The following is a 19,083-nucleotide window of genomic DNA, read 5'->3' on the forward strand; positions in this document are numbered from 1 at the left end:
GAGAGGGCGGGAATGGTGACCAGATTGGCGTGCTTTGTTGGGTTTGTCCTAAAACGGTCAACATGCCAGTAAATGAGTATGAAAAAGGGGCGCTCCGTGGGTCTCGGGCGCCCCTGGGGGAGTCGGTCGCGGTCAGAAGGACTCGACGGCGCGCCGGGCCTCGGCGTCGAGGACGCCCCAGCTGATGAGCTCCTCCGTCAGCTCACTCGGCGACTTGTCGTAGATGACCGCAAGGGAGCGCAGGTCCTCCTGGCGGATCGACAGGACCTTGCCGTTGTAGTCGCCACGCTGGCTCTGAATGGTGGCGGCGTAGCGGGCCAGGGCGCCGGCCTTCTCCTTGGGCAGGGTGGCAAGCCGCTCCAGGTCGATGACAAGCTTGGGCGTCGGCCCGAGCGGGCTCGGCGCGGCGCCGCCCGGCAGCAGCTCCGAGACGGGCACCCCGTAGAAGTCGGCAAGCTCGGCAAGCTTCTGCACGGTGACGGCGCGGTCGCCGCGCTCGTACGAGCCCACGACCACGGCTTTCCACCTGCCGCGCGACTTCTCTTCGACTCCGTGCAGGGACAGGCCCTGCTGGGTGCGGATGGCGCGGAGTCGTGCACCCAGCGACTTTGCGTACTCAGACGGCATTGTGTGGCCCCCCGGCTCTCGTATCTATAGCTCTCAGTAGATTGTGCTCCCTTGCGGCGAATGCCTGAGCCACCGGGGGTACGGTGCCGGGTCCGGCGCCATGGGGTGGCCGTGGCCCCCGGGCTGCCCCCGGGAACGCCGCGCGGTGTTGGTTACGCTCAGTGACGGTAAAGGGGTGGACGCCTAAGGTCAAGCTGATTGGAAAAAAGATGCCGAATCCGATCCGGTATGGAACGCCACTTAAGCCCCTCATGTCCCGGTGGTAACACTACTTCGTCATAGTTTGCCGAGTAACAGGGCCGGTTTCGGCACCGGGGCGAAAGCGGATCAGGGCTGACGGGTCAGGATCATGACCGGCCTGGTCGCCGCCCGTACGATCTTGATGCTGGTGTCGCCGAGGAACACCCGCCTGAGCGGCCCCGAGTCGCTGGAGGCGCAGATGACCAGTTCGCCGGGCAGCCACGTGCCCGCGCGCATGGCCTGAGCGACGTTGCGGCCCTCCAGGATCTCCACCTCCACCTGGGTGCGCCGCCGGTGGCCCCGGGCGGCCGACTTCAGGTCGGCGGCGGCCTGGTCGCGCAGCCGGGCCAGCATCTCCTCCTCGGCCCTGGCCGGGCGGCCGCTCCTGAGCACCAGCGTGACCAGGCGCAGCGGCAGGTCCAGTCCGGCGGCGATGGCGGCGGCGCGTTTGACGGCGGCGTCCGCGCCGGGGCCGCGCCGGTAGGCGACGGTGAGGCGCTCAAGCGCGGCGGGCGGCTCGTCGGCGTAGCCGCGCGGGGCCAGCAGCACCGGCACCGGCGAGGCGTGCAGGAGCTGGTCGGCGGTGCTGCCGAGGGCGATGCGGTCCTTGCCGCCGCCGGGCGCCGACCCGATGACGACCACGTCCGCCGAGCGCTTGCGCGCCAGCTCCACCAGCCCGCGCCCGCTGCCCTTGTGCGTGTAGGCGAGGTAGGCGGCGTTCTCCCCGATCTCCTTGCCGGCCAGCTCGCCGGTCAGCTCGCGCGCCTGGTCGAGGGTGGCGGCGGCCTGCTCGTCGAGGTAGGCGGCCCACGCCCCGGCGTCGGCGCGCGCCGGTCCCGGCGGGCCCCAGGCGGGCGGCTTGACGGCGGCGACCGTCAGCCGCGCGCCGGTCTGCCTGGCCAGCAGCACGGCCAGCGTCAGCCCGTCGCGGCCCCGGGCCTCCGGGATGAATCCGGTCAGCACGTTCTCGAACCGCATCAGCGCACCTCGGCGTTCAACCGCGAGTGGCGGTAGCCGTACAGGAAGTAACAGACGAGCCCGGCCAGCATCCACAGGCCGAACGCCGCCCAGGTGACCCCGGCCAGGCCGGCCATCACCAGGACGCACAGGATGACGCCGAGCACCGGCGTGAGGGGGAACAGCGGGGCGCGGAAGCTGCGCGGCAGGTCGGGGCGCCGGTAGCGGAGCACGAGCACGCCGGCGTTGACGATGGCGAAGGCGAACAGCGTGCCGATGCTGGTGGCCTCGGCGAGCTGGCCGAGCGGGACGAGCCCGGCCAGCACCGCGATGAACAGCGTGACGATGAGCGTGTTGGCGACCGGCACCTGGCGGCGCGGGTTGACCCGCTGGAAGATCCGCGGCACGAGCCCGTCGCGGGACATGGCGAACAGGATGCGCGTCTGGCCGTACATGACGGTCAGGACGACGCTGGCGATCGCGATCACCGCGCCGAACGAGACGACGAGCCCCGCCCACGTGGAGCCGGTGGCCAGGTCGGCGATGAGCGACAGGCTGGCCTCGGTGCTCTCGGGGTCGAAGTCCGTCCACGGCATGGCACCGATGGCGGCCAGCGCGACGAGCACGTACAGCAGGGTGACGACGGCCAGTGACAGCACGATGGCCAGCGGCAGGTCGCGTTTGGGGTTCTTGGCCTCCTCGCCCGCGGTGGAGGCGGCGTCGAAGCCGATGTAGGAGAAGAACACCTGCGACGCGGCGGCCGTCACCCCGGCGACGCCCATCGGCGCGAACGGGGCGAAGTTGCCCGCCTGGAAGCCGGTGAACGCCACCACGCAGAAGAACACCAGCACGGCGATCTTGATGAGCACGAACACGCTGTTGGCCGTGGCGCTCTCGGAGGAGCCGCGCAGCAGCACCCAGGTGGCAAGCAGCACGATGAGGATCGCGGTGACGTTGACGACGCCGCCGTCCTGGCCGGGCGAGCGGGTGACGGCGTCGGGCAGCGTCCAGCCGGTCAGGCCGTACAGGAAGGCGTTGAGGTACTCGCCCCAGCCGACGGCGACGGCGGCGACGGAGACGGCGTACTCCAGCATGAGGCACCAGCCGCACACCCAGGCCACGAGCTCGCCCATGGTCGCGTACGCGTAGGAGTAGGACGAGCCGGACACCGGGATGGTCCCGGCGAGCTCGGCGTACGACAGCGCGGAGAACAGGGCGGTGATCGCCGCCAGCACGAACGCCAGCACCACCGCCGGTCCGGCCTTGGGCACGGCCTGGCCGAGGATGACGAAGATGCCGGTGCCCAGCGTGGCGCCCACGCTGAAGAGCGTGAGCTGCCACAGCGACATGGTGCGGCGCAGCTCGCCGCCCTCGCCCCGGCCGCCCTCGGCGACGATGCGCTCGGCCGGCTTGGTGCGCAGCAGGCCGCGGATCAGTGACACGGCGGGCCCTCAGATGCCGTCGCGTTCGAGCGGGCAGCTCATGCAGCGCGGCCCGCCCCGGCCCCGGCCGAGCTCGCTGCCCCGGATGGTGATGACCTCGATGCCGTTGTCGCGCAGGTAGTTGTTGGTCGTGGTGTTGCGCTCGTAGGCGATGACGACGCCCGGCTCGACGGCCAGGCCGTTGCAGCCGTCGTCCCACTGCTCGCGCTCGGCGGCGGAGACGTCCTGCGTCGGCGTCAGCACGGTGATCTCCGGCAGGTCGAGCGCGTGCGCGATGGCGGCGTGCATGTCCTGCGGCGGATGGTCGGTGACCAGCAGCTCCTTGTCGTTGCGGCCGGGCTCGATCGTGTAGGCGGGCAGCATGCCGAGCCCGGCGTACTTGGTGAACACGCCCTCGTCCAGCATCGTCATGACGGTGTCGAGGTGCATGAACGCGCGGGCCTTCGGCATGTTGAGCGCCACGATGCGGCGCGCCGAGCCGGCCCTGAAGAGGTTGCGGGCCAGCATCTCCACGGCCTGCGGCTGGGTGCGCTCGCTCATCCCGACGAGCACCGCGCCGCGCCCGATGACGAGCACGTCGCCGCCCTCCAGCGTGGCCGGCGCCACCGCGTGCCCCGGCATCCACACGTGGTAGCCGCCCGGCCCCGGCCGGTCGAAGCCGCCGGCGAACATCGGGTGGAACTGGTAGATCGCCTCCATGTTCACCGTCTCGCGCATCCGCGCCTTCTTCTTCATGGCGTTGATGGACACGCCGTCGTACACCCAGCAGGAGGTGTCGCGGGTGAACAGGTGGTTGGGCAGCGGCGGCAGGATGAAGTCGTCGCGGCCGAGCGTGTGGAAGGCCACCGACCGCGGCTCGCAGCCCAGCGCGGCCAGCTCGCCGCGGGTGATGCCGCCGGTCAGGTACGTGGACAGCGTGCCGGCGTCCATGGCGTCGAGCGCGTTGCGGATGTCGTCGACCGCCACGGGGCCCAGCCACCGCTCGTCCACGACCGCGTCCAGGATGTGCTTGCGCGCCTCGGGGATCTCCACCGTCTCGCCGAGCAGGTCCGACAGCAGGTGCACGACGACGCCCCGGCCGCGCAGCACCTGCTCGAACTCGCGGTGCTCCTCGACCGCCCGCTGCACCCACAGCACGTCGTCGAAGAGGAAGGCGTCCTTGTTGGACGGCGTCAGCCTCTTCAGCGACAGCTCCGGCCGGTGCAACAGGACCTGGTGGAGCCGGCCCACCTCCGAATCGACGTGAAATGTCATTTTCCCTCTATCCCCGGAAACCCTCTGTGTGACCCATCACCTGACGCCTACCCCGCCGTTGCCGCTGGTAGCCGCCTGGTACTGTGTGTGCCGACCAGCATCCTTTAAGACCCGTCCTGTGAGGCGGGAAAGGTGGTGAATCCCTCATGTCCGAATCCAGGGCCGTGCTCGAAGGCCCGGACATCCATCGGGCGCTCACGCGCATCGCGCACGAGATCCTCGAACGAACCAAGGGCGCCGACGAAGTCGTCCTCCTCGGCATCCCGACCCGCGGCGCCACGCTGGCCCGCCGGCTCGGTGACCGCATCGAGCAGTTCGAGGGGCTGAAGATCCCCGTCGGCTCGATCGACATCACCATGTACCGCGACGACCTGCGCCGCGGCCCCGTCCGCCCGCTCGGCCGCACCGAGGTGCCCGCCGACGGCATCGACGGCCGGACCGTCGTCCTCGTCGACGACGTCCTCTACTCCGGCCGCACCGTCCGCGCCGCCCTCGACGCGCTCAACGACCTCGGCCGGCCGACCGCCGTCCAGCTCGCCACGCTCGTCGACCGCGGCCACCGCGAGCTGCCGATCCGCGCCGACTACGTCGGCAAGAACCTGCCCACGGCCAAGAGCGAGAAGGTCAAGGTCTTCCTGCAGGAGATCGACGGGCGCGACGCGGTCCTGCTCATGAAGGAGGACGCCAGATGAACCGTCATCTCATCTCCGCCGGCGACCTCACCCGCGACGACGCGCTGCTCATCCTCGACACCGCCGAGGAGCTGGCGAGAGTCTCGGAACGTTCCATCAAGAAGCTGCCCACGCTGCGCGGGCGCACGGTGGTCAACCTGTTCTTCGAGGACTCCACCCGCACCAGGATCTCGTTCGAGGCGGCGGCCAAGCGGCTGTCCGCCGACGTGATCAACTTCTCGGCGAAGGGGTCGAGCGTCTCCAAGGGCGAGTCGCTCAAGGACACCGCGCTGACGCTGGAGGCGATGGGCGCCGACGCCGTCGTCATCCGGCACGGCTCGTCCGGCGCGCCGCACCGGCTGGCCAACTGGGTGCACGGCAGCGTGGTCAACGCCGGCGACGGCACCCACGAGCACCCCACCCAGGCGCTGCTCGACGCCTTCTCGATGCGCCGCCGCCTCGGCTCGCTCGACGGGCGCCGCATCACGATCGTCGGCGACGTGCTGCACAGCCGGGTCGCCCGCTCCAACGTGCTGCTGCTGCACACGCTCGGCGCCGAGGTCACGCTGGTGGCCCCGCCGACGCTGCTGCCGGTCTCGGTCGACACCTGGCCGTGCGCGGTCTCCTACGACCTCGACGGCGTGCTGCCCAAGTCCGACGCGGTGATGATGCTGCGCGTGCAGAAGGAGCGGATGAACGCCGCCTACTTCCCCAGCGAGCGCGAATACTCCCGGCGCTACGGCCTCGACCGTGACCGGTTCGCCAAGCTGCCGGAGGAGGCCATCGTCATGCACCCGGGTCCGATGAACCGGGGCATGGAGATCGCCGCCGAGGTGGCCGACTCGCCCCGCTCGACGATCGTCGAGCAGGTCGCCAACGGGGTGACCATCCGCATGGCCGTGCTGTACCTGCTCCTCGGGGGGGAGATCGCGTGATCATTCACAACGTCCGGATTCTCGGCGGCGAGCCGGTCGACATCCGCATAGCCGACGGCGTCGTGGCCGAGGTCGGCACCGGCCTGACCGGCGGCGAGGTGATCGACGGGCAGGGCGCCGTCGCGCTGCCCGGCCTCGTCGACCTGCACACCCACCTGCGCGAGCCGGGCCGCGAGGACGCCGAGACCGTGCTCACCGGCACCCAGTCGGCGGCCCGCGGCGGCTACACCGCCGTGCACGCGATGGCCAACACCTCGCCCGTCGCCGACACCGCCGGCGTCGTGGAGCAGGTCTGGCGGCTCGGCCGCGAGTACGGCCTGTGCGACGTGCACCCGGTCGGCGCCGTCACGGTCGGCCTCGACGGCCGCCAGCTCGCCGAGCTCGGCGCGATGGCCGACTCCGCCGCCCGCGTCCGCGTCTTCTCCGACGACGGCAAGTGCGTCAGCGACGCCGTGCTCATGCGCCGCGCGCTGGAGTACGTCAAGGCGTTCGACGGCGTCGTGGCCCAGCACGCCCAGGAGCCCCGGCTCACCGAGGGCGCCCAGATGAACGAGGGCGTCGTCTCCGGCAGACTCGGCCTGACCGGCTGGCCGGCGGTCGCCGAGGAGGCGATCATCGCGCGTGACTGCCTGCTGGCCGCGCACGTCGGCTCCCGCCTGCACGTCTGCCACGTCTCCACCGCCGGCTCGGTCGAGATCCTGCGCTGGGCCAAGTCCAAGGGCTGGAACATCACCGCCGAGGTGACCCCGCACCACCTGCTGCTGACCGACGACCTCGTCGAGGAGTCGCCGGCCGGCGCCTACAACCCCATCTACAAGGTCAACCCGCCGCTGCGCACCCGCGCCGACGTCGAGGCGCTGCGCGCGGCGCTGGCCGACGGCACCATCGACGTCGTGGCCACCGACCACGCCCCCCACCCGGTGGAGGACAAGGAGACCGAGTGGTCGGCCGCCGCCATGGGCATGGTCGGCCTGGAGACGGCGCTCAGCGTGGTGCAGGAGGCCATGATCGACACCGGCCTGCTCGACTGGGCGGGCGTCGCCGACCGCATGTCGGCCGCGCCCGCGCGCATCGGCCGCCTGGCGGGCCAGGGCCGCCCGATCGAGCCCGGCTCACCGGCCAACATCACCCTGTACGACCCGTCCGTCCGCACCGAGGTGGACCCCTCAGCGTTCGCGTCCAAGAGCCGCAACACCCCGTACACGGGCATGACCCTGCCCGGCCGGGTCGTGGCGACGTTCCTGAGGGGCAAGCCCACCGTTCTCGAAGGGAAGCTGGCGTGACCAACGCGGTTCTCGTCCTGGAAGACGGCCGAGTCTTCCACGGAACTCCCTACGGCGCCGAAGGCGAGACCTTCGGCGAGATGGTCTTCAACACCGGCATGACCGGCTACCAGGAGACCCTGACCGACCCCTCCTACCACCGTCAGATCGTCGCGATGACGGCCCCGCACATCGGCAACACCGGCGTCAACGACGAGGACCCCGAGTCGGGCCGCGCCTGGGTCGCCGGCTACGTGGTGCGCGAGCCGTCCCGGGTGGTCTCCAACTGGCGGGCCACCCGCTCGCTCGGCGACTACCTCAAGGACCAGGGCGTCGTCGGCATCGCCATCCCCGGCACCCGGGCGCTCACCCGCCACCTGCGCGAGCGCGGCGCCATGCGGGCCGGCATCTTCTCCGCCCCGTCGGAGCCGGTCGAGGAGCTCGTCGAGCGCGTCCGGCAGTCGCCCCGCATGCAGGGCGCCGACCTGTCCGGCGAGGTCACCACGGCCGAGCCGTACGTGGTGCCGGCCGTCGGCGCGAAGCGGTTCACCGTCGCCGCCGTCGACCTGGGCATCAAGGGCATGACGCCGCAGCGGATGGCCGAGCGCGGCTGCGAGGTGCACGTGCTGCCCGCCGGAGCCACGTTCGAGCAGATCATGGCCGTCGAGCCCGACGGGGTGTTCCTGTCCAACGGGCCGGGCGACCCCGCCACCGTCGACGTCACCGCGCTGCGGCAGGTCCTGGAGGCCCGGGTGCCGTTCTTCGGCATCTGCTTCGGCAACCAGATCTTCGGCCGCGCCCTGGGCCTTTCCACCTACAAGCTGCGCTACGGCCACCGGGGCGTCAACCAGCCCGTCCAGGACGTGCGCACCGGCAAGGTGGAGATCTCCGCCCACAACCACGGCTTCGCCGTCGAGGCGCCGCTCGACGGCCCGTTCGACACCCCGTACGGGCCGGCCGAGGTCAGCCACGTCAACCTCAACGACCGCTGCGTGGAGGGGCTGCGCCTGCTCGACGGGCGCGCCTTCAGCGTGCAGTACCACCCCGAGGCCGCCGCCGGGCCGCACGACGCGGCCTACCTGTTCGACGAGTTCTGTGAGGTCATGCGTCGTGCCCAAGCGTGAGGACATCAGCTCCGTCCTGGTGATCGGCTCCGGTCCGATCGTCATCGGGCAGGCGTGCGAGTTCGACTACTCCGGCACCCAGGCGTGCCGCGTGCTGCGGGCCGAGGGCTTCCGGGTCATCCTGGTCAACAGCAACCCGGCGACGATCATGACGGACCCGGAGTTCGCCGACGCCACCTACGTCGAGCCCATCACCCCCGAGTTCGTCGAGAAGATCATCGCCAAGGAGCGGCCCGACGCGCTGCTGCCCACGCTCGGCGGCCAGACCGCGCTCAACACCGCGGTCGCGCTGCACGAGGCGGGCGTGCTGGAGCGCTACGACGTCGAGCTGATCGGCGCCGACTTCGACGCCATCCAGGCCGGCGAGAACCGCGAGAAGTTCAAGGAGATCGTCGCCAAGGTCGCCCGCGAGCACGGCCTCAACGCCGAGTCGGCCCGCTCGCTCATCTGCCACACGATGGACGAGGTGCTGGCCGCCGCCGGCGAGCTCGGCTACCCGCTGGTGGTGCGGCCGTCGTTCACGATGGGCGGCGTCGGCTCCGGCTTCGCCTACGACGAGGAGGGCCTGCGGCGCATCGCCGGGGCCGGGCTCGACGCCTCGCCGACCACCGAGGTGCTCCTGGAGGAGTCCATCCTCGGCTGGAAGGAGTACGAGCTGGAGGTGATGCGCGACAAGGCCGACAACGTCGTCATCGTCTGCTCGATCGAGAACATCGACCCGATGGGCGTCCACACCGGCGACAGCGTCACCGTCGCGCCCGCGCTCACCCTGACCGACCGCGAATACCAGAACATGCGCGACGTGGCCATCGCGGTCATCCGCGAGGTCGGCGTCGACACCGGCGGCTGCAACATCCAGTTCGCGGTCGACCCGCGCTCCGGCCGCATGATCGTCATCGAGATGAACCCGCGCGTGTCGCGCTCGTCGGCGCTCGCCTCGAAGGCCACCGGCTTCCCGATCGCCAAGATCGCCGCCAAGCTGGCCATCGGCTACACGCTCGACGAGATCCCCAACGACATCACCAAGGAGACCCCGGCCTCCTTCGAGCCGACCCTCGACTACATCGTGGTCAAGGTGCCGCGCTTCGCCTTCGAGAAGTTCGCCGGCGCCGACCGCACGCTCACCACGCACATGAAGTCCGTGGGCGAGGCGATGGCCATCGGCCGCTCCTTCCCCGAGGCGCTGCAGAAGGCGCTGCGGTCGCTGGAGAAGAAGGACTCGTCCTTCACCTGGGCCGGCGAGGTGCGTCCCAAGGACGAGCTGCTGGAGGAGTGCCGCGTCCCGCACGACGGCCGGCTGCGCACCATGCAGCAGGCGATCAGGGCGGGCGCCACGCCCGAGGAGCTGTTCGAGGCGACCAGCGTCGACCCGTGGTTCCTCGACCAGCTCTTCCTGCTGGACGAGGAGGCCCGCGAGCTCGCGGCGGCCGACGACCTGACCGCCGAGACGCTCCAGCGGGCCAAGCGCCACGGCTTCAGCGACGCGCAGATCGGCGAGATCCGCGGCATCGACGAGGCCCGCGTCCGCGACCTGCGTCACGCGCTCGGCCTGCGGCCCGTCTACAACACCGTCGACACCTGCGCCGCCGAGTTCGCCGCCCGCACGCCCTACCTCTACTCGGCCTACGACGAGGAGAGCGAGGTTCCCTACGGCGAGCGCGAGAAGGTGATCATCCTCGGCTCCGGGCCCAACCGCATCGGGCAGGGCATCGAGTTCGACTACGCGTGCGTGCACGCCTCGTTCGAGCTGGCCAGGGCCGGGTTCGAGACCGTCATGGTCAACTGCAACCCGGAGACCGTCTCGACCGACTACGACACCTCCGACCGGCTCTACTTCGAGCCGCTCACGCTGGAGGACGTCCTGGAGGTCGTGCACGCCGAGCAGCAGACCGGCCCCGTCGCCGGGGTCATCGTGCAGCTCGGCGGCCAGACGCCGCTCGGCCTCGCGCAGGCGCTCAAGGACGCGGGCGTGCCCGTCGTCGGCACCTCGCCGGAGTCGATCCACCTGGCCGAGGAGCGCGGCGCGTTCGGCCGGGTGCTGGCCGAGGCCGGGCTGCCGGCGCCCAAGCACGGCACCGCCACCACGGTCGCCGAGGCGCTGGCCGTCGCCGAGGAGATCGGCTACCCGGTGCTCGTGCGGCCCTCGTACGTGCTCGGCGGCGCCGGCATGGCCATCGTCTACGACGACGAGACGCTCACCACCTACATGGCGGCCCAGGAGGGCGGCCACCCGGTGCTGGTCGACAAGTTCCTCGACGAGGCCATCGAGATCGACGTCGACGCCCTCTACGACGGCTCCGAGCTCTATCTGGGCGGCGTCATGGAGCACATCGAGGAGGCCGGCATCCACTCCGGCGACTCGGCGTGCGCGCTGCCGCCCATCACGCTCGGCAGCCACGACATCAAGCGCATCCGCGCCGCCACCGAGGCCATCGCCGCCGGGGTGGGCGTGCGCGGCCTGCTCAACGTCCAGTACGCGATGTCGGCCGGCGTCCTGTACGTCCTGGAGGCCAACCCGCGCGCCAGCCGCACGGTGCCGTTCGTGTCCAAGGCGACCGCGGTGCCGCTGGCCAAGGCGGCGGCCCGGGTCATGCTCGGCGCCACGCTCGCCGAGCTGCGCGCCGAGGGCATGCTGCCGACCGGCGGCGACGGCGGCACGCTGCCGCTGGACGCCTCGATCGCGGTCAAGGAGGCGGTGCTGCCGTTCAACCGCTTCCGCGGCGTCGACATCGTGCTCGGGCCGGAGATGCGCTCGACGGGCGAGGTCATGGGCATCGACGCGTTCTTCGGCACGGCTTTCGCCAAGTCGCAGGCCGCGGCGTACGGTGAGCTTCCGACGAAGGGACGCGCGTTCGTATCCGTCGCCAACCGCGACAAGCGTGCGATGATCTTCCCGGTGAAGGCGCTCGCCGACCTCGGGTTCGAGATCCTCGCCACCGAGGGCACGGCCGAGGTGCTGCGCCGCAACGGCGTCCATGCCAAGATCGTGCGAAAGCACAGCGAGGGGACCGGTCCCGGAGGTGAGCCCACGATCGTGCAGTGCATCCTGGACGGCGAGATCGACCTGATCGTCAACACGCCGTTCGGCAGCCCCGGCCAGTCCGGGCCGCGCCTCGACGGCTACGAGATCCGCACCGCGGCGGTGCTGCGCGGCGTGCCGTGCATCACCACCGTCTCCGGGCTCGCCGCCGCCGCGGCGGGCATCCAGGCGATCGTGCGGGGCGACGTCGGCGTACGGTCCCTCCAGGAGCACGCGCAGGCACTACGGGGCTAGCTCCCCCAGGAGGTGAAGCAGACTGGCCGGCACTCCGGTGCAGGTGACGGGCACGGTGCTGACGACGCGCCGGGTCGACGCCTACCATGCGCTGACCGTGGTGGCGCCCGGCATCGCCGAGCGCTACCGCCCCGGCCACTTCGTCTCCGTCGCGGCCGGGGGCGCCGGCACGTCCATGGTGACGCGGCGCGCCCTGTCCATCCACGACGTCAAGTCTGATTACGGTGGCACGGTGGAGCTGGTCTTCACCGTGCGCGGTCCCGGCACGGCGTGGCTGGCCGAGCGGCGCGCCCGCGACACGCTGGACCTGGTCGGCCCGCTGGGCCGGCCGTTCCCGCTGCCGCGCGATCCGGTGCACTGCGTGCTGGTCGGCGCCGAGTACGGCTCGGCCGTGCTGTTCCCGCTGGCCGACGCTCTGCTGGAGCGCGGCTGCCGGGTCGACTTCGTGCTCGGCGCGGCCAGCGCGGACCGGGTGTTCGGCGCGATGCGGGCCCGGCGGATGGCCGAGACGACCACGCTGACGACCGAGGACGGCTCGCTCGGCGTGCGCGGCCGGGTCACCGACGCGCTGCCGTCGGTGATCGCCGACACGCACGCCGACGCCGTCTACGCGTGCGGGCCGATGGAGTCGCTGCGGGCGGTGACCGCGGTGGCGATGGAGTTCGACATCCCGGTGCAGGTGGCGGTGGAGGAGGCGATGGCGTGCGGCATCGGCGTCTGCATGACGTGCGTGCTGCCGGTCATCGGCGACGACGGCGTCACCCGGATGGTCCGGGCGTGTGCGGAGGGGCCGGTGTTCCGGGGGGAACGGGTGCGCTTCGAGGACGTGGGAACGATCCCGTTCGACGCTCTCGGCGCCCCGGGGGGCGGTGCTCGCCATGCCGGCTGAGGGGTAACGATATGTCGGTTGATATGCGTACGTTCCTGGCGCATGTGGAGCTGGCGAACCCCGTCACCACGGCCGCCGGCTGCGCCGCCTCCGGGCGCGAGCTGGCCCAGTTCTTCGACCTGCACCGGCTGGGCGCGCTCACCACGCGCTCGATCACGATGGCGCCGCGCGCCGGCCGCCCCACGCCCCGGATGGCCGAGACGCCCTCCGGCATGCTCAACGCCGTCGGCCTCCAGGGCCCCGGCATCGACGCCTTCCTCGAACGCGAGCTGCCCTGGCTGGCCCAGCGCGGCATCAAGACCATCGTCTCCATCGGCGGCGGCACCGTGGCGGAGTATTCGGAGCTGGCCCGCAGGCTGGCCGACGCGCCCGGCGTCACCGCCCTGGAGGTCAACCTGTCGTGCCCCAACATGGAGGACCGGGGCCGCGTCTTCGCCCGCGAGGGCAGCGCCGCCGCCGAGGTGATCGCCTCGGTCCGGTCCATCATGCGCTACGACGTGCCCGTGGTGGCCAAGCTGGCCCCCGACGTGGCCGACATCGTCGCCGTCGCCCGCGCCAGCGTCGACGCCGGGGCCGACGCCCTGTCCATGATCAACAACCCGCTGGGCATGGCCATCGACACCGAGACGCTGCGGCCCTCGCTGGCCGCCGTCACCGGCGGGCTGTCCGGCCCCGCCGTCCTGCCCCTGGCCGTGCGCTGCGTGTGGCAGGTGCACGCCGCCCTGCCCGGCGTCCCCATCGTGGGCGTCGGGGGCGTCATGACGGGCCAGGACGCCTTCCAGCTCATCCTGGCGGGCGCCTGCGCCGTGGGCGTCGGCACCGCCCTGTTCCACGACCCGTACGCGTGCCTGCGCATCGAGCGCGAGCTCGAGGACCTGCTCCGGGCGCGCGGCTTCCAGCGGCTGGCCGACGCCGTCGGCCTGGCCCACCGTCCGCCGGGCAGCGCGCCCCGGCACCTGCTCGTCGACTCCGAGGAGAGCACGCCTTGACTCCCGCTCCCATAGCCGTCGCCCTCGACGCCCCCGACCTGGAGACCGCCGCCAGGTGGGCCGGGCTGGTGACCCCGCACGTCAGCACCGTCAAGGTGGGCCTGGAGCTCTATATGCGCTACGGGCCCGACGTGATCGCCTCCGTGCGCGGGGCCAGCGGGGTGCGGGTCTTCCTCGACCTCAAGCTCCACGACATCCCCAACACCGTCTCGGGCGCCGCCAGAGCCGTCTCCCGGCTGCGGCCCGCCATCCTCACCGTGCACGCCGCCGGCGGGCCCGCCATGATCAGGGCCGCCGTCGAGGCCGCCCCCCACACGCAGATCGCCGCCGTCACCGTGCTGACCTCCCTGTCGGAGGACGACCTGGCCCGCATCGGGCTGGCCGGGCCCGCCGACGACGCCGTCCGCCGCCTGGCCGCGCTCTCCGTCGAGGCCGGCGCCACCGCGCTGGTCTGCTCCCCCCACGAGGTCGCCGCCGTACGCGCCGAGGTGGGGGAGGGCGTCACGCTCATCACCCCCGGCGTCCGGCCCGCGGGCTCGGCCACCCAGGACCAGGTCCGGGTGGCGACCCCGGAGCAGGCGCTCGCCGACGGCGCCGACCTCCTGGTCATCGGCCGCCCCATCACCGGCTCCCCGGACCCGGGCGCGGCGGCCGCCGCCATCGCCGCCTCCCTGCGCCGCTCCGGCCCTTCCTGACAGCCGCGGACGCTCCGGGGGCCGGGCGCGTGTCAGTGCCCGGCCCCCGGACCCTCCGCGGGACGGCTCGCCAGGCGTCGCCGTGACGCCCGTGCGAGGGCACGCCGGAGGAAGATCCCGAAAGGTCCCCCACGGGTTTCGGACACAGGTCAACCGGGCTTTCGGACACAGTGCGCCCGCCCTGTCGTGATCATCGTAGCGCCCCCGGGCAGCACCGCGCGCACGGCCGAGAAGCGGGAAGTGAGGGCGATTTGATCAGCAGAAAGTGATTTTACCATCACCCAAAGTGATGAAGTCGACTTTGTGGCGAGAGAAACCGCTCTTGACGTTGCTTAGGGGGCGATGACCAGCTAGTTTCCCTTCCCGTCCGAGTACATCGACAGAAATTCGAGGTGACCCGGCGTGGCTCTTCCTCCCCTGACCCCTGAGCAGCGCGCCGCAGCCCTGGAGAAGGCTGCCAAGGCCCGTAAAGAGCGTGCCGAGGTCAAGAACCGGCTCAAGCATGGCGCGGTTTCTCTGGCTGAGGTGCTCAAGGATGGGCAGACCGACGACGTCATCGGCAAGATGAAGGTGTCGGCACTGTTGGAATCGCTCCCCGGCGTGGGCAAGGTCCGCGCCAAGCAGCTCATGGAGCGGCTCGCCATCGCCGAGTCCCGCCGCGTGCGGGGTCTCGGCGCGAACCAGAGGGCCTCCCTCGAGCGCGAGTTCGGTGGCAACGAGAGCTAATCTCGGTTCCACACGAAAACGCTGGTTCAACGGGGGGTAGGAAGTGACCGACAGGTCCTGGTCCGGCAGTGTAAGGGCCCACGAGGCAGTCGGAGCGGGCGCAAGAGTCGGCGGCTTCCTCCCCTCGCGCGAAAGGCGGCTGACGGTCCTGTCAGGGCCGTCAGGCGTCGGCAAGTCCACGGTCGTCGCCGAGCTCCGGCGGGCACACCCCGAGGTGTGGCTGTCGGTCTCGGTGACCACCAGAAGCCCCCGGCCCGGCGAGGTGCACGGGGTGCACTACTTCTTCGTCGACGGCGAGGAGTTCGACCGGCTCGTCGCGGCCGGTGAGCTGCTGGAGTGGGCGGAGTTCGCGGGCAACCGCTACGGCACGCCGCGCCAGGCCGTGCTCGAAAGGCTGGCGGCGGGCGTGCCCACGCTGCTGGAGATCGACCTGGAGGGCGCCCGGCAGGTGCGGCGCAGCATGCCGGAGTCGCTGCTGGTCTTCCTGGCCCCGCCCACCTGGGAGGAGCTGGAGAAGCGGCTGCGCGGCCGGGGCACCGAGCCCGAGGACGTCATCGCCAGGCGGCTGGCGGCCGGCCGGGTCGAGATGGCGGCCGAGGAGGAGTTCGACCTCACGCTGGTGAACACGGATGTCAAAGACGTGTGCCACCGGCTGATAGCCTTGATGACCGACCCTCAGGGGGTCATCACAACCACCAAGCGAGAGGTCTGACAATCGTGGCAGGAGTCGCCCCGGTCGCCGAGGGCATCACCAACCCTCCGATCGACGCGCTGCTCGACATCGTCGACAGCAAATACTCTCTGGTGATCATGGGCGCCAAGCGGGCCCGCCAGATCAACGCCTACTACTCCCAGCTCGGCGAGGGCCTGCTGGAGTACGTCGGCCCGCTCGTCGAGACGCACGCCCAGGAGAAGCCGCTGTCCATCGCGCTGCGCGAGGTCTCCGAGGGTCTGCTCAACGCCGAGCCCATCGAAGGCGCGGCCTGACCGCTCGATGAAGGTCGTCCTGGGCGTCGCCGGCGGCATCGCCGCGTACAAGGCGTGCGAGCTGCTGCGCCTGTTCACCGAGTCGGGGCACGAGGTCCGGGTGGTCCCCACCCGTGACGCCCTGCGGTTCGTGGGCGAGCCCACCTGGGCCGCCCTGTCGGGCAACCCGGTGACGACCGACGTGTGGGAGAGCGTCCACGAGGTGCCCCACGTGCGCATCGGCCAGGCGGCCGACCTCGTCGTGGTCGCCCCCGCCACGGCCGACCTGCTCGCCAAGGCCGCCCACGGGCTGGCCGGCGACCTGCTCACCAACACGCTGCTGACCGCGCGCTGCCCGGTGGTGTTCGCGCCCGCGATGCACACCGAGATGTGGCAGCACCCGGCCACCCGCGCCAACGTCGCCACCCTGCGCGAGCGGGGCGCGATCGTGATCGATCCGGCCGTCGGCCGGCTCACCGGGGCCGACACCGGGCCCGGCCGCCTGCCCGACCCCGCCGAGATCTTCCAGGTGTGCCTGCGCGTGCTGCGCGGCGCGCCGCGCGACCTGGCCGGGCGCAAGGTCGTCGTCTCCGCCGGCGGCACCCGCGAGGCCCTCGACCCGGTCCGCTTCATCGGCAACCGCTCCTCCGGCCTCCAGGGCTACGCGCTGGCCCGCACCGCCGCCGCCCGGGGCGCCGAGGTGACCGTGGTGGCCGCCAACGTCGCGCTGCCCGACCCGGCCGGAGCCGCCGTGGTGCGGGTGGAGACCACCGCCGAGCTGCGGGAGGCCGTCATGGCCGCCGCCGCCTCCGCCGACGTGGTCGTCATGGCCGCCGCCGTCGCCGACTTCCGGCCCGCCGACCGGCAGGACGTGAAGATCAAGAAGACCGACGGCGAGCCCGACCCGATCCGGCTGGTGAAGAACCCCGACATCCTGGCCGAGCTGGGCCGCGAGCGCGGCGCGTACCCGAAGGTGATCGTCGGCTTCGCGGCCGAGACCCACGACGTGCTCGCCAACGGGCAGGCCAAGCTCGCCCGCAAGGGCTGTGACCTGCTGGTCGTCAACCAGGTCGGCGAGCACCTGGCCTTCGGCACCCCCGACAACGCCGCGACCGTGCTCGTCGCCGGCGGCGACCCCGTCGAGGTGCCCCGGGGGCCCAAGGAGGACGTGGCCGACGCCGTCTGGGACGCCGTCGCCGCCCGCCTGTCCTGAATCCCGTACGGGCAGCTAACCGCTCGGATGGATTACCTGATCACCTGTTGCGGGATCTCCCTATAGCTACGGATACTGGGCCAAAGGGGGACGGGATGCCAATAAGTGCTGCTGTCAGGGACCGATGCAGGACGGTTCTCGGCCATCGTGGCGCGATCCGCTACGTCTTCCCGGCGCTGTCCGTCGGGCCGCCGGGGGCCGCCAACTTCCTCGTCGTCGTCACCGACCTGGCCGTCTCGGTGCTCGCCACCCGGATGCTCAGGAGCGACCGCCCGGTCTCGGTGCACGCCACGTTCCCGCGCAACACGCGGCTCGGGCCCATCCGTCACGGCCCGTCGCCGGTCATCGAGCTCGGCGACATGCTGTTCGAGTTCGACGACGAGTACGCGGCCGTGGTCGCCGCCGCCGACGCCGAGGTGTTCGCGCCGGAGACGCTGCCGCTCGACCCCCTGCCCCATCTCTGAACGTGCCCCGATCGGCCCCGCCCTCCTTCCAGAGTGCCGGATCGCGGGGCGGGTTTCGCTACCTGGCGCCAGGTAGGGCTAGACTTCGGCGAGGCTCAGGTGTGCCCAGCACCCCGAGTCCCCAGCCGTCAGCAGCCGCTGCATGAGGAGCCACTGAGTTGTCACGTCGCCTGTTCACCTCCGAGTCGGTCACCGAGGGCCACCCGGACAAGATCGCCGACCAGATCAGTGACGCGATTCTCGACACCATGCTCAAGGACGACCCGCGGAGCCGGGTCGCCGTCGAGACGATGATCACTACCGGCCAGGTTCACGTCGCAGGCGAGGTCACGACCGAGACCTACGTCGACATCCCCGGCGTCATCCGGGAGAAGATCCTGGAGATCGGCTACGACGCCTCCCACAAGGGCTTCGACGGCGCCTCGTGCGGCGTGTCGGTGTCCATCGGCGCGCAGTCGCCCGACATCGCCCAGGGCGTCGACGACGCCTACGAGCACCGCGTCGGCGGCGACGCCGACGAGCTCGACCGCCAGGGCGCCGGCGACCAGGGCCTCATGTTCGGCTACGCCTGCCGCGAGACCCCCGAGCTGATGCCGCTGCCCATCACGCTCGCCCACCGCCTCGCCCAGCGCCTGTCCGAGGTCCGCAAGTCCGGCACCGTGCCCTACCTGCGCCCCGACGGCAAGACCCAGGTCACCATCGAGTACGACGGCGACCGCCCGGTCCGCCTCGACACCGTGGTCGTCTCCACGCAGCACGCCGCCGAGATCGACCTCAAGGAGATGCTGACCCCCGACATCAAGGAGCACGTGGTCGACCCCGTGCTCGCCGGCCTCGAGATCGAGACCGAGGGCTACCGCCTGCTCGTCAACCCGACCGGGCGCTTCGAGATCGGCGGCCCCATGGGCGACGCCGGCCTCACCGGCCGCAAGATCATCATCGACACCTACGGCGGCATGGCCCGCCACGGCGGCGGCGCCTTCTCGGGCAAGGACCCGTCCAAGGTCGACCGCTCGGCCGCCTACGCCATGCGCTGGGTCGCCAAGAACGTCGTCGCGGCCGGCCTCGCCGACCGCTGCGAGGTCCAGGTCGCCTACGCCATCGGCAAGGCCCAGCCGGTCGGCCTGTTCGTCGAGTGCTTCGGCACCGAGAAGCTGCCGGTCGAGAAGATCCAGGCCGCCGTGCTCGAGGTCTTCGACCTCCGCCCGGCCGCGATCATCCGCGACCTCGACCTGCTGCGTCCTATTTACTCCGAGACCGCCGCCTACGGGCACTTCGGCCGCGAGGGCTTCTCCTGGGAGTCCACCGACCGCGCCGAGGCGCTCCGCACCGCCGCGGGCCTCTGACCTGACGCC

General features: G+C 71.5%; 18 protein-coding genes. 14 read left to right on the plus strand and 4 right to left on the minus strand.

The annotated features are described in order from the left end of the window. Window positions 1-132 precede the first annotated feature (132 nt). The 4 genes from bldD to KME80_RS19650 all read right to left on the minus strand — a co-directional run bounded on the left by bldD (window position 133) and on the right by KME80_RS19650 (window position 4,520). On the minus strand, window positions 133-627 hold the full coding sequence (bldD, locus tag KME80_RS19635) for a transcriptional regulator BldD (protein ID WP_026214021.1): 495 nt from the start codon (window positions 625-627) through the stop codon (window positions 133-135). A 327-nt stretch (window positions 628-954) separates the two neighbouring features. Continuing rightward, complete coding sequence (locus KME80_RS19640) at window positions 955-1,845, minus strand: universal stress protein (RefSeq protein ID WP_219507221.1); 891 nt, start codon at window positions 1,843-1,845, stop codon at window positions 955-957. Then, window positions 1,845-3,266 carry an amino acid permease gene (locus KME80_RS19645; RefSeq protein ID WP_219507222.1) on the minus strand — a complete coding sequence of 474 codons (1,422 nt, stop codon included), beginning with the start codon at window positions 3,264-3,266 and terminating at the stop codon, window positions 1,845-1,847. The genes KME80_RS19640 and KME80_RS19645 overlap by 1 nt, the downstream gene beginning before the upstream one ends. A 9-nt stretch (window positions 3,267-3,275) precedes the next feature. Continuing rightward, on the minus strand, window positions 3,276-4,520 hold the full coding sequence (locus KME80_RS19650; protein WP_219507223.1) for an arginine deiminase: 1,245 nt from the start codon (window positions 4,518-4,520) through the stop codon (window positions 3,276-3,278). A 146-nt stretch (window positions 4,521-4,666) separates the two neighbouring features. Here KME80_RS19650 and pyrR point away from each other — a divergent pair, with 146 nt between their 5' ends. The 14 genes from pyrR (at window position 4,667) to metK (ending at window position 19,074) form a co-directional block, all read left to right on the plus strand. After that, window positions 4,667-5,212, plus strand: a complete 546-nt coding sequence (gene pyrR, locus KME80_RS19655; protein ID WP_219507225.1) for a bifunctional pyr operon transcriptional regulator/uracil phosphoribosyltransferase PyrR — start codon at window positions 4,667-4,669, stop codon at window positions 5,210-5,212. Then, on the plus strand, window positions 5,209-6,126 hold the full coding sequence (locus KME80_RS19660; RefSeq protein WP_219507227.1) for an aspartate carbamoyltransferase catalytic subunit: 918 nt from the start codon (window positions 5,209-5,211) through the stop codon (window positions 6,124-6,126). Before pyrR ends, KME80_RS19660 begins: the two co-directional genes overlap by 4 nt. Beyond that, window positions 6,123-7,409 carry a dihydroorotase gene (locus KME80_RS19665; protein ID WP_219507228.1) on the plus strand — a complete coding sequence of 429 codons (1,287 nt, stop codon included), beginning with the start codon at window positions 6,123-6,125 and terminating at the stop codon, window positions 7,407-7,409. The genes KME80_RS19660 and KME80_RS19665 overlap by 4 nt, the downstream gene beginning before the upstream one ends. Beyond that, on the plus strand, window positions 7,406-8,512 hold the full coding sequence (gene carA, locus KME80_RS19670; RefSeq protein ID WP_219507230.1) for a glutamine-hydrolyzing carbamoyl-phosphate synthase small subunit: 1,107 nt from the start codon (window positions 7,406-7,408) through the stop codon (window positions 8,510-8,512). Before KME80_RS19665 ends, carA begins: the two co-directional genes overlap by 4 nt. After that, window positions 8,499-11,786 (plus strand): carbamoyl-phosphate synthase large subunit, encoded by a 3,288-nt coding sequence (gene carB, locus KME80_RS19675; protein WP_219507231.1) that lies wholly within the window; start codon window positions 8,499-8,501, stop codon window positions 11,784-11,786. The genes carA and carB overlap by 14 nt, the downstream gene beginning before the upstream one ends. A 22-nt stretch (window positions 11,787-11,808) precedes the next feature. Continuing rightward, window positions 11,809-12,675: a dihydroorotate dehydrogenase electron transfer subunit gene (locus KME80_RS19680; RefSeq protein ID WP_246645242.1), complete on the plus strand. Its 867-nt coding sequence runs from the start codon at window positions 11,809-11,811 to the stop codon at window positions 12,673-12,675. An 11-nt stretch (window positions 12,676-12,686) separates the two neighbouring features. After that, window positions 12,687-13,664: a dihydroorotate dehydrogenase gene (locus KME80_RS19685; RefSeq protein WP_219507234.1), complete on the plus strand. Its 978-nt coding sequence runs from the start codon at window positions 12,687-12,689 to the stop codon at window positions 13,662-13,664. Then, window positions 13,661-14,359: an orotidine-5'-phosphate decarboxylase gene (pyrF, locus tag KME80_RS19690; RefSeq protein ID WP_219507235.1), complete on the plus strand. Its 699-nt coding sequence runs from the start codon at window positions 13,661-13,663 to the stop codon at window positions 14,357-14,359. Before KME80_RS19685 ends, pyrF begins: the two co-directional genes overlap by 4 nt. Window positions 14,360-14,761: 402 nt before the next feature. Continuing rightward, window positions 14,762-15,085, plus strand: a complete 324-nt coding sequence (gene mihF / locus KME80_RS19695; protein WP_020541698.1) for an integration host factor, actinobacterial type — start codon at window positions 14,762-14,764, stop codon at window positions 15,083-15,085. A gap of 139 nt (window positions 15,086-15,224) precedes the next feature. Then, window positions 15,225-15,797 (plus strand): guanylate kinase, encoded by a 573-nt coding sequence (gene gmk / locus KME80_RS19700; RefSeq protein ID WP_246645243.1) that lies wholly within the window; start codon window positions 15,225-15,227, stop codon window positions 15,795-15,797. A gap of 5 nt (window positions 15,798-15,802) precedes the next feature. Continuing rightward, window positions 15,803-16,072 (plus strand): DNA-directed RNA polymerase subunit omega, encoded by a 270-nt coding sequence (gene rpoZ / locus KME80_RS19705; protein WP_219507237.1) that lies wholly within the window; start codon window positions 15,803-15,805, stop codon window positions 16,070-16,072. A gap of 7 nt (window positions 16,073-16,079) precedes the next feature. After that, window positions 16,080-17,264 carry a bifunctional phosphopantothenoylcysteine decarboxylase/phosphopantothenate--cysteine ligase CoaBC gene (gene coaBC / locus KME80_RS19710; protein WP_219507238.1) on the plus strand — a complete coding sequence of 395 codons (1,185 nt, stop codon included), beginning with the start codon at window positions 16,080-16,082 and terminating at the stop codon, window positions 17,262-17,264. 95 nt (window positions 17,265-17,359) lie between these two features. Then, window positions 17,360-17,728, plus strand: a complete 369-nt coding sequence (locus KME80_RS19715; RefSeq protein WP_219507239.1) for a hypothetical protein — start codon at window positions 17,360-17,362, stop codon at window positions 17,726-17,728. A gap of 158 nt (window positions 17,729-17,886) precedes the next feature. Then, a complete protein-coding gene (metK, locus tag KME80_RS19720) occupies window positions 17,887-19,074 on the plus strand; it encodes a methionine adenosyltransferase (protein ID WP_219507240.1) in 1,188 nt (395 codons plus the stop codon). Window positions 19,075-19,083 lie beyond the last annotated feature (9 nt).

This window comes from Nonomuraea ceibae (assembly GCF_019396325.1).
In the GTDB taxonomy this organism is placed as follows: Bacteria; Actinomycetota; Actinomycetes; order Streptosporangiales; family Streptosporangiaceae; genus Nonomuraea; species Nonomuraea ceibae.

Excerpts from the sequence above, each read along its gene's own strand:
- bldD (WP_026214021.1), bottom strand. The coding sequence starts at position 627 with ATGCCGTCTGAGTACGCAAAGTCGCTGGGTGCACGACTCCGCGCCATC.
- KME80_RS19640 (WP_219507221.1), bottom strand. The coding sequence starts at position 1,845 with ATGCGGTTCGAGAACGTGCTGACCGGATTCATCCCGGAGGCCCGGGGC.
- KME80_RS19650 (WP_219507223.1), bottom strand. The coding sequence starts at position 4,520 with ATGACATTTCACGTCGATTCGGAGGTGGGCCGGCTCCACCAGGTCCTG.
- pyrR (WP_219507225.1), top strand. The coding sequence starts at position 4,667 with ATGTCCGAATCCAGGGCCGTGCTCGAAGGCCCGGACATCCATCGGGCG.
- KME80_RS19660 (WP_219507227.1), top strand. The coding sequence starts at position 5,209 with ATGAACCGTCATCTCATCTCCGCCGGCGACCTCACCCGCGACGACGCG.
- KME80_RS19685 (WP_219507234.1), top strand. The coding sequence starts at position 12,687 with ATGTCGGTTGATATGCGTACGTTCCTGGCGCATGTGGAGCTGGCGAAC.
- coaBC (WP_219507238.1), top strand. The coding sequence starts at position 16,080 with ATGAAGGTCGTCCTGGGCGTCGCCGGCGGCATCGCCGCGTACAAGGCG.
- KME80_RS19715 (WP_219507239.1), top strand. The coding sequence starts at position 17,360 with ATGCCAATAAGTGCTGCTGTCAGGGACCGATGCAGGACGGTTCTCGGC.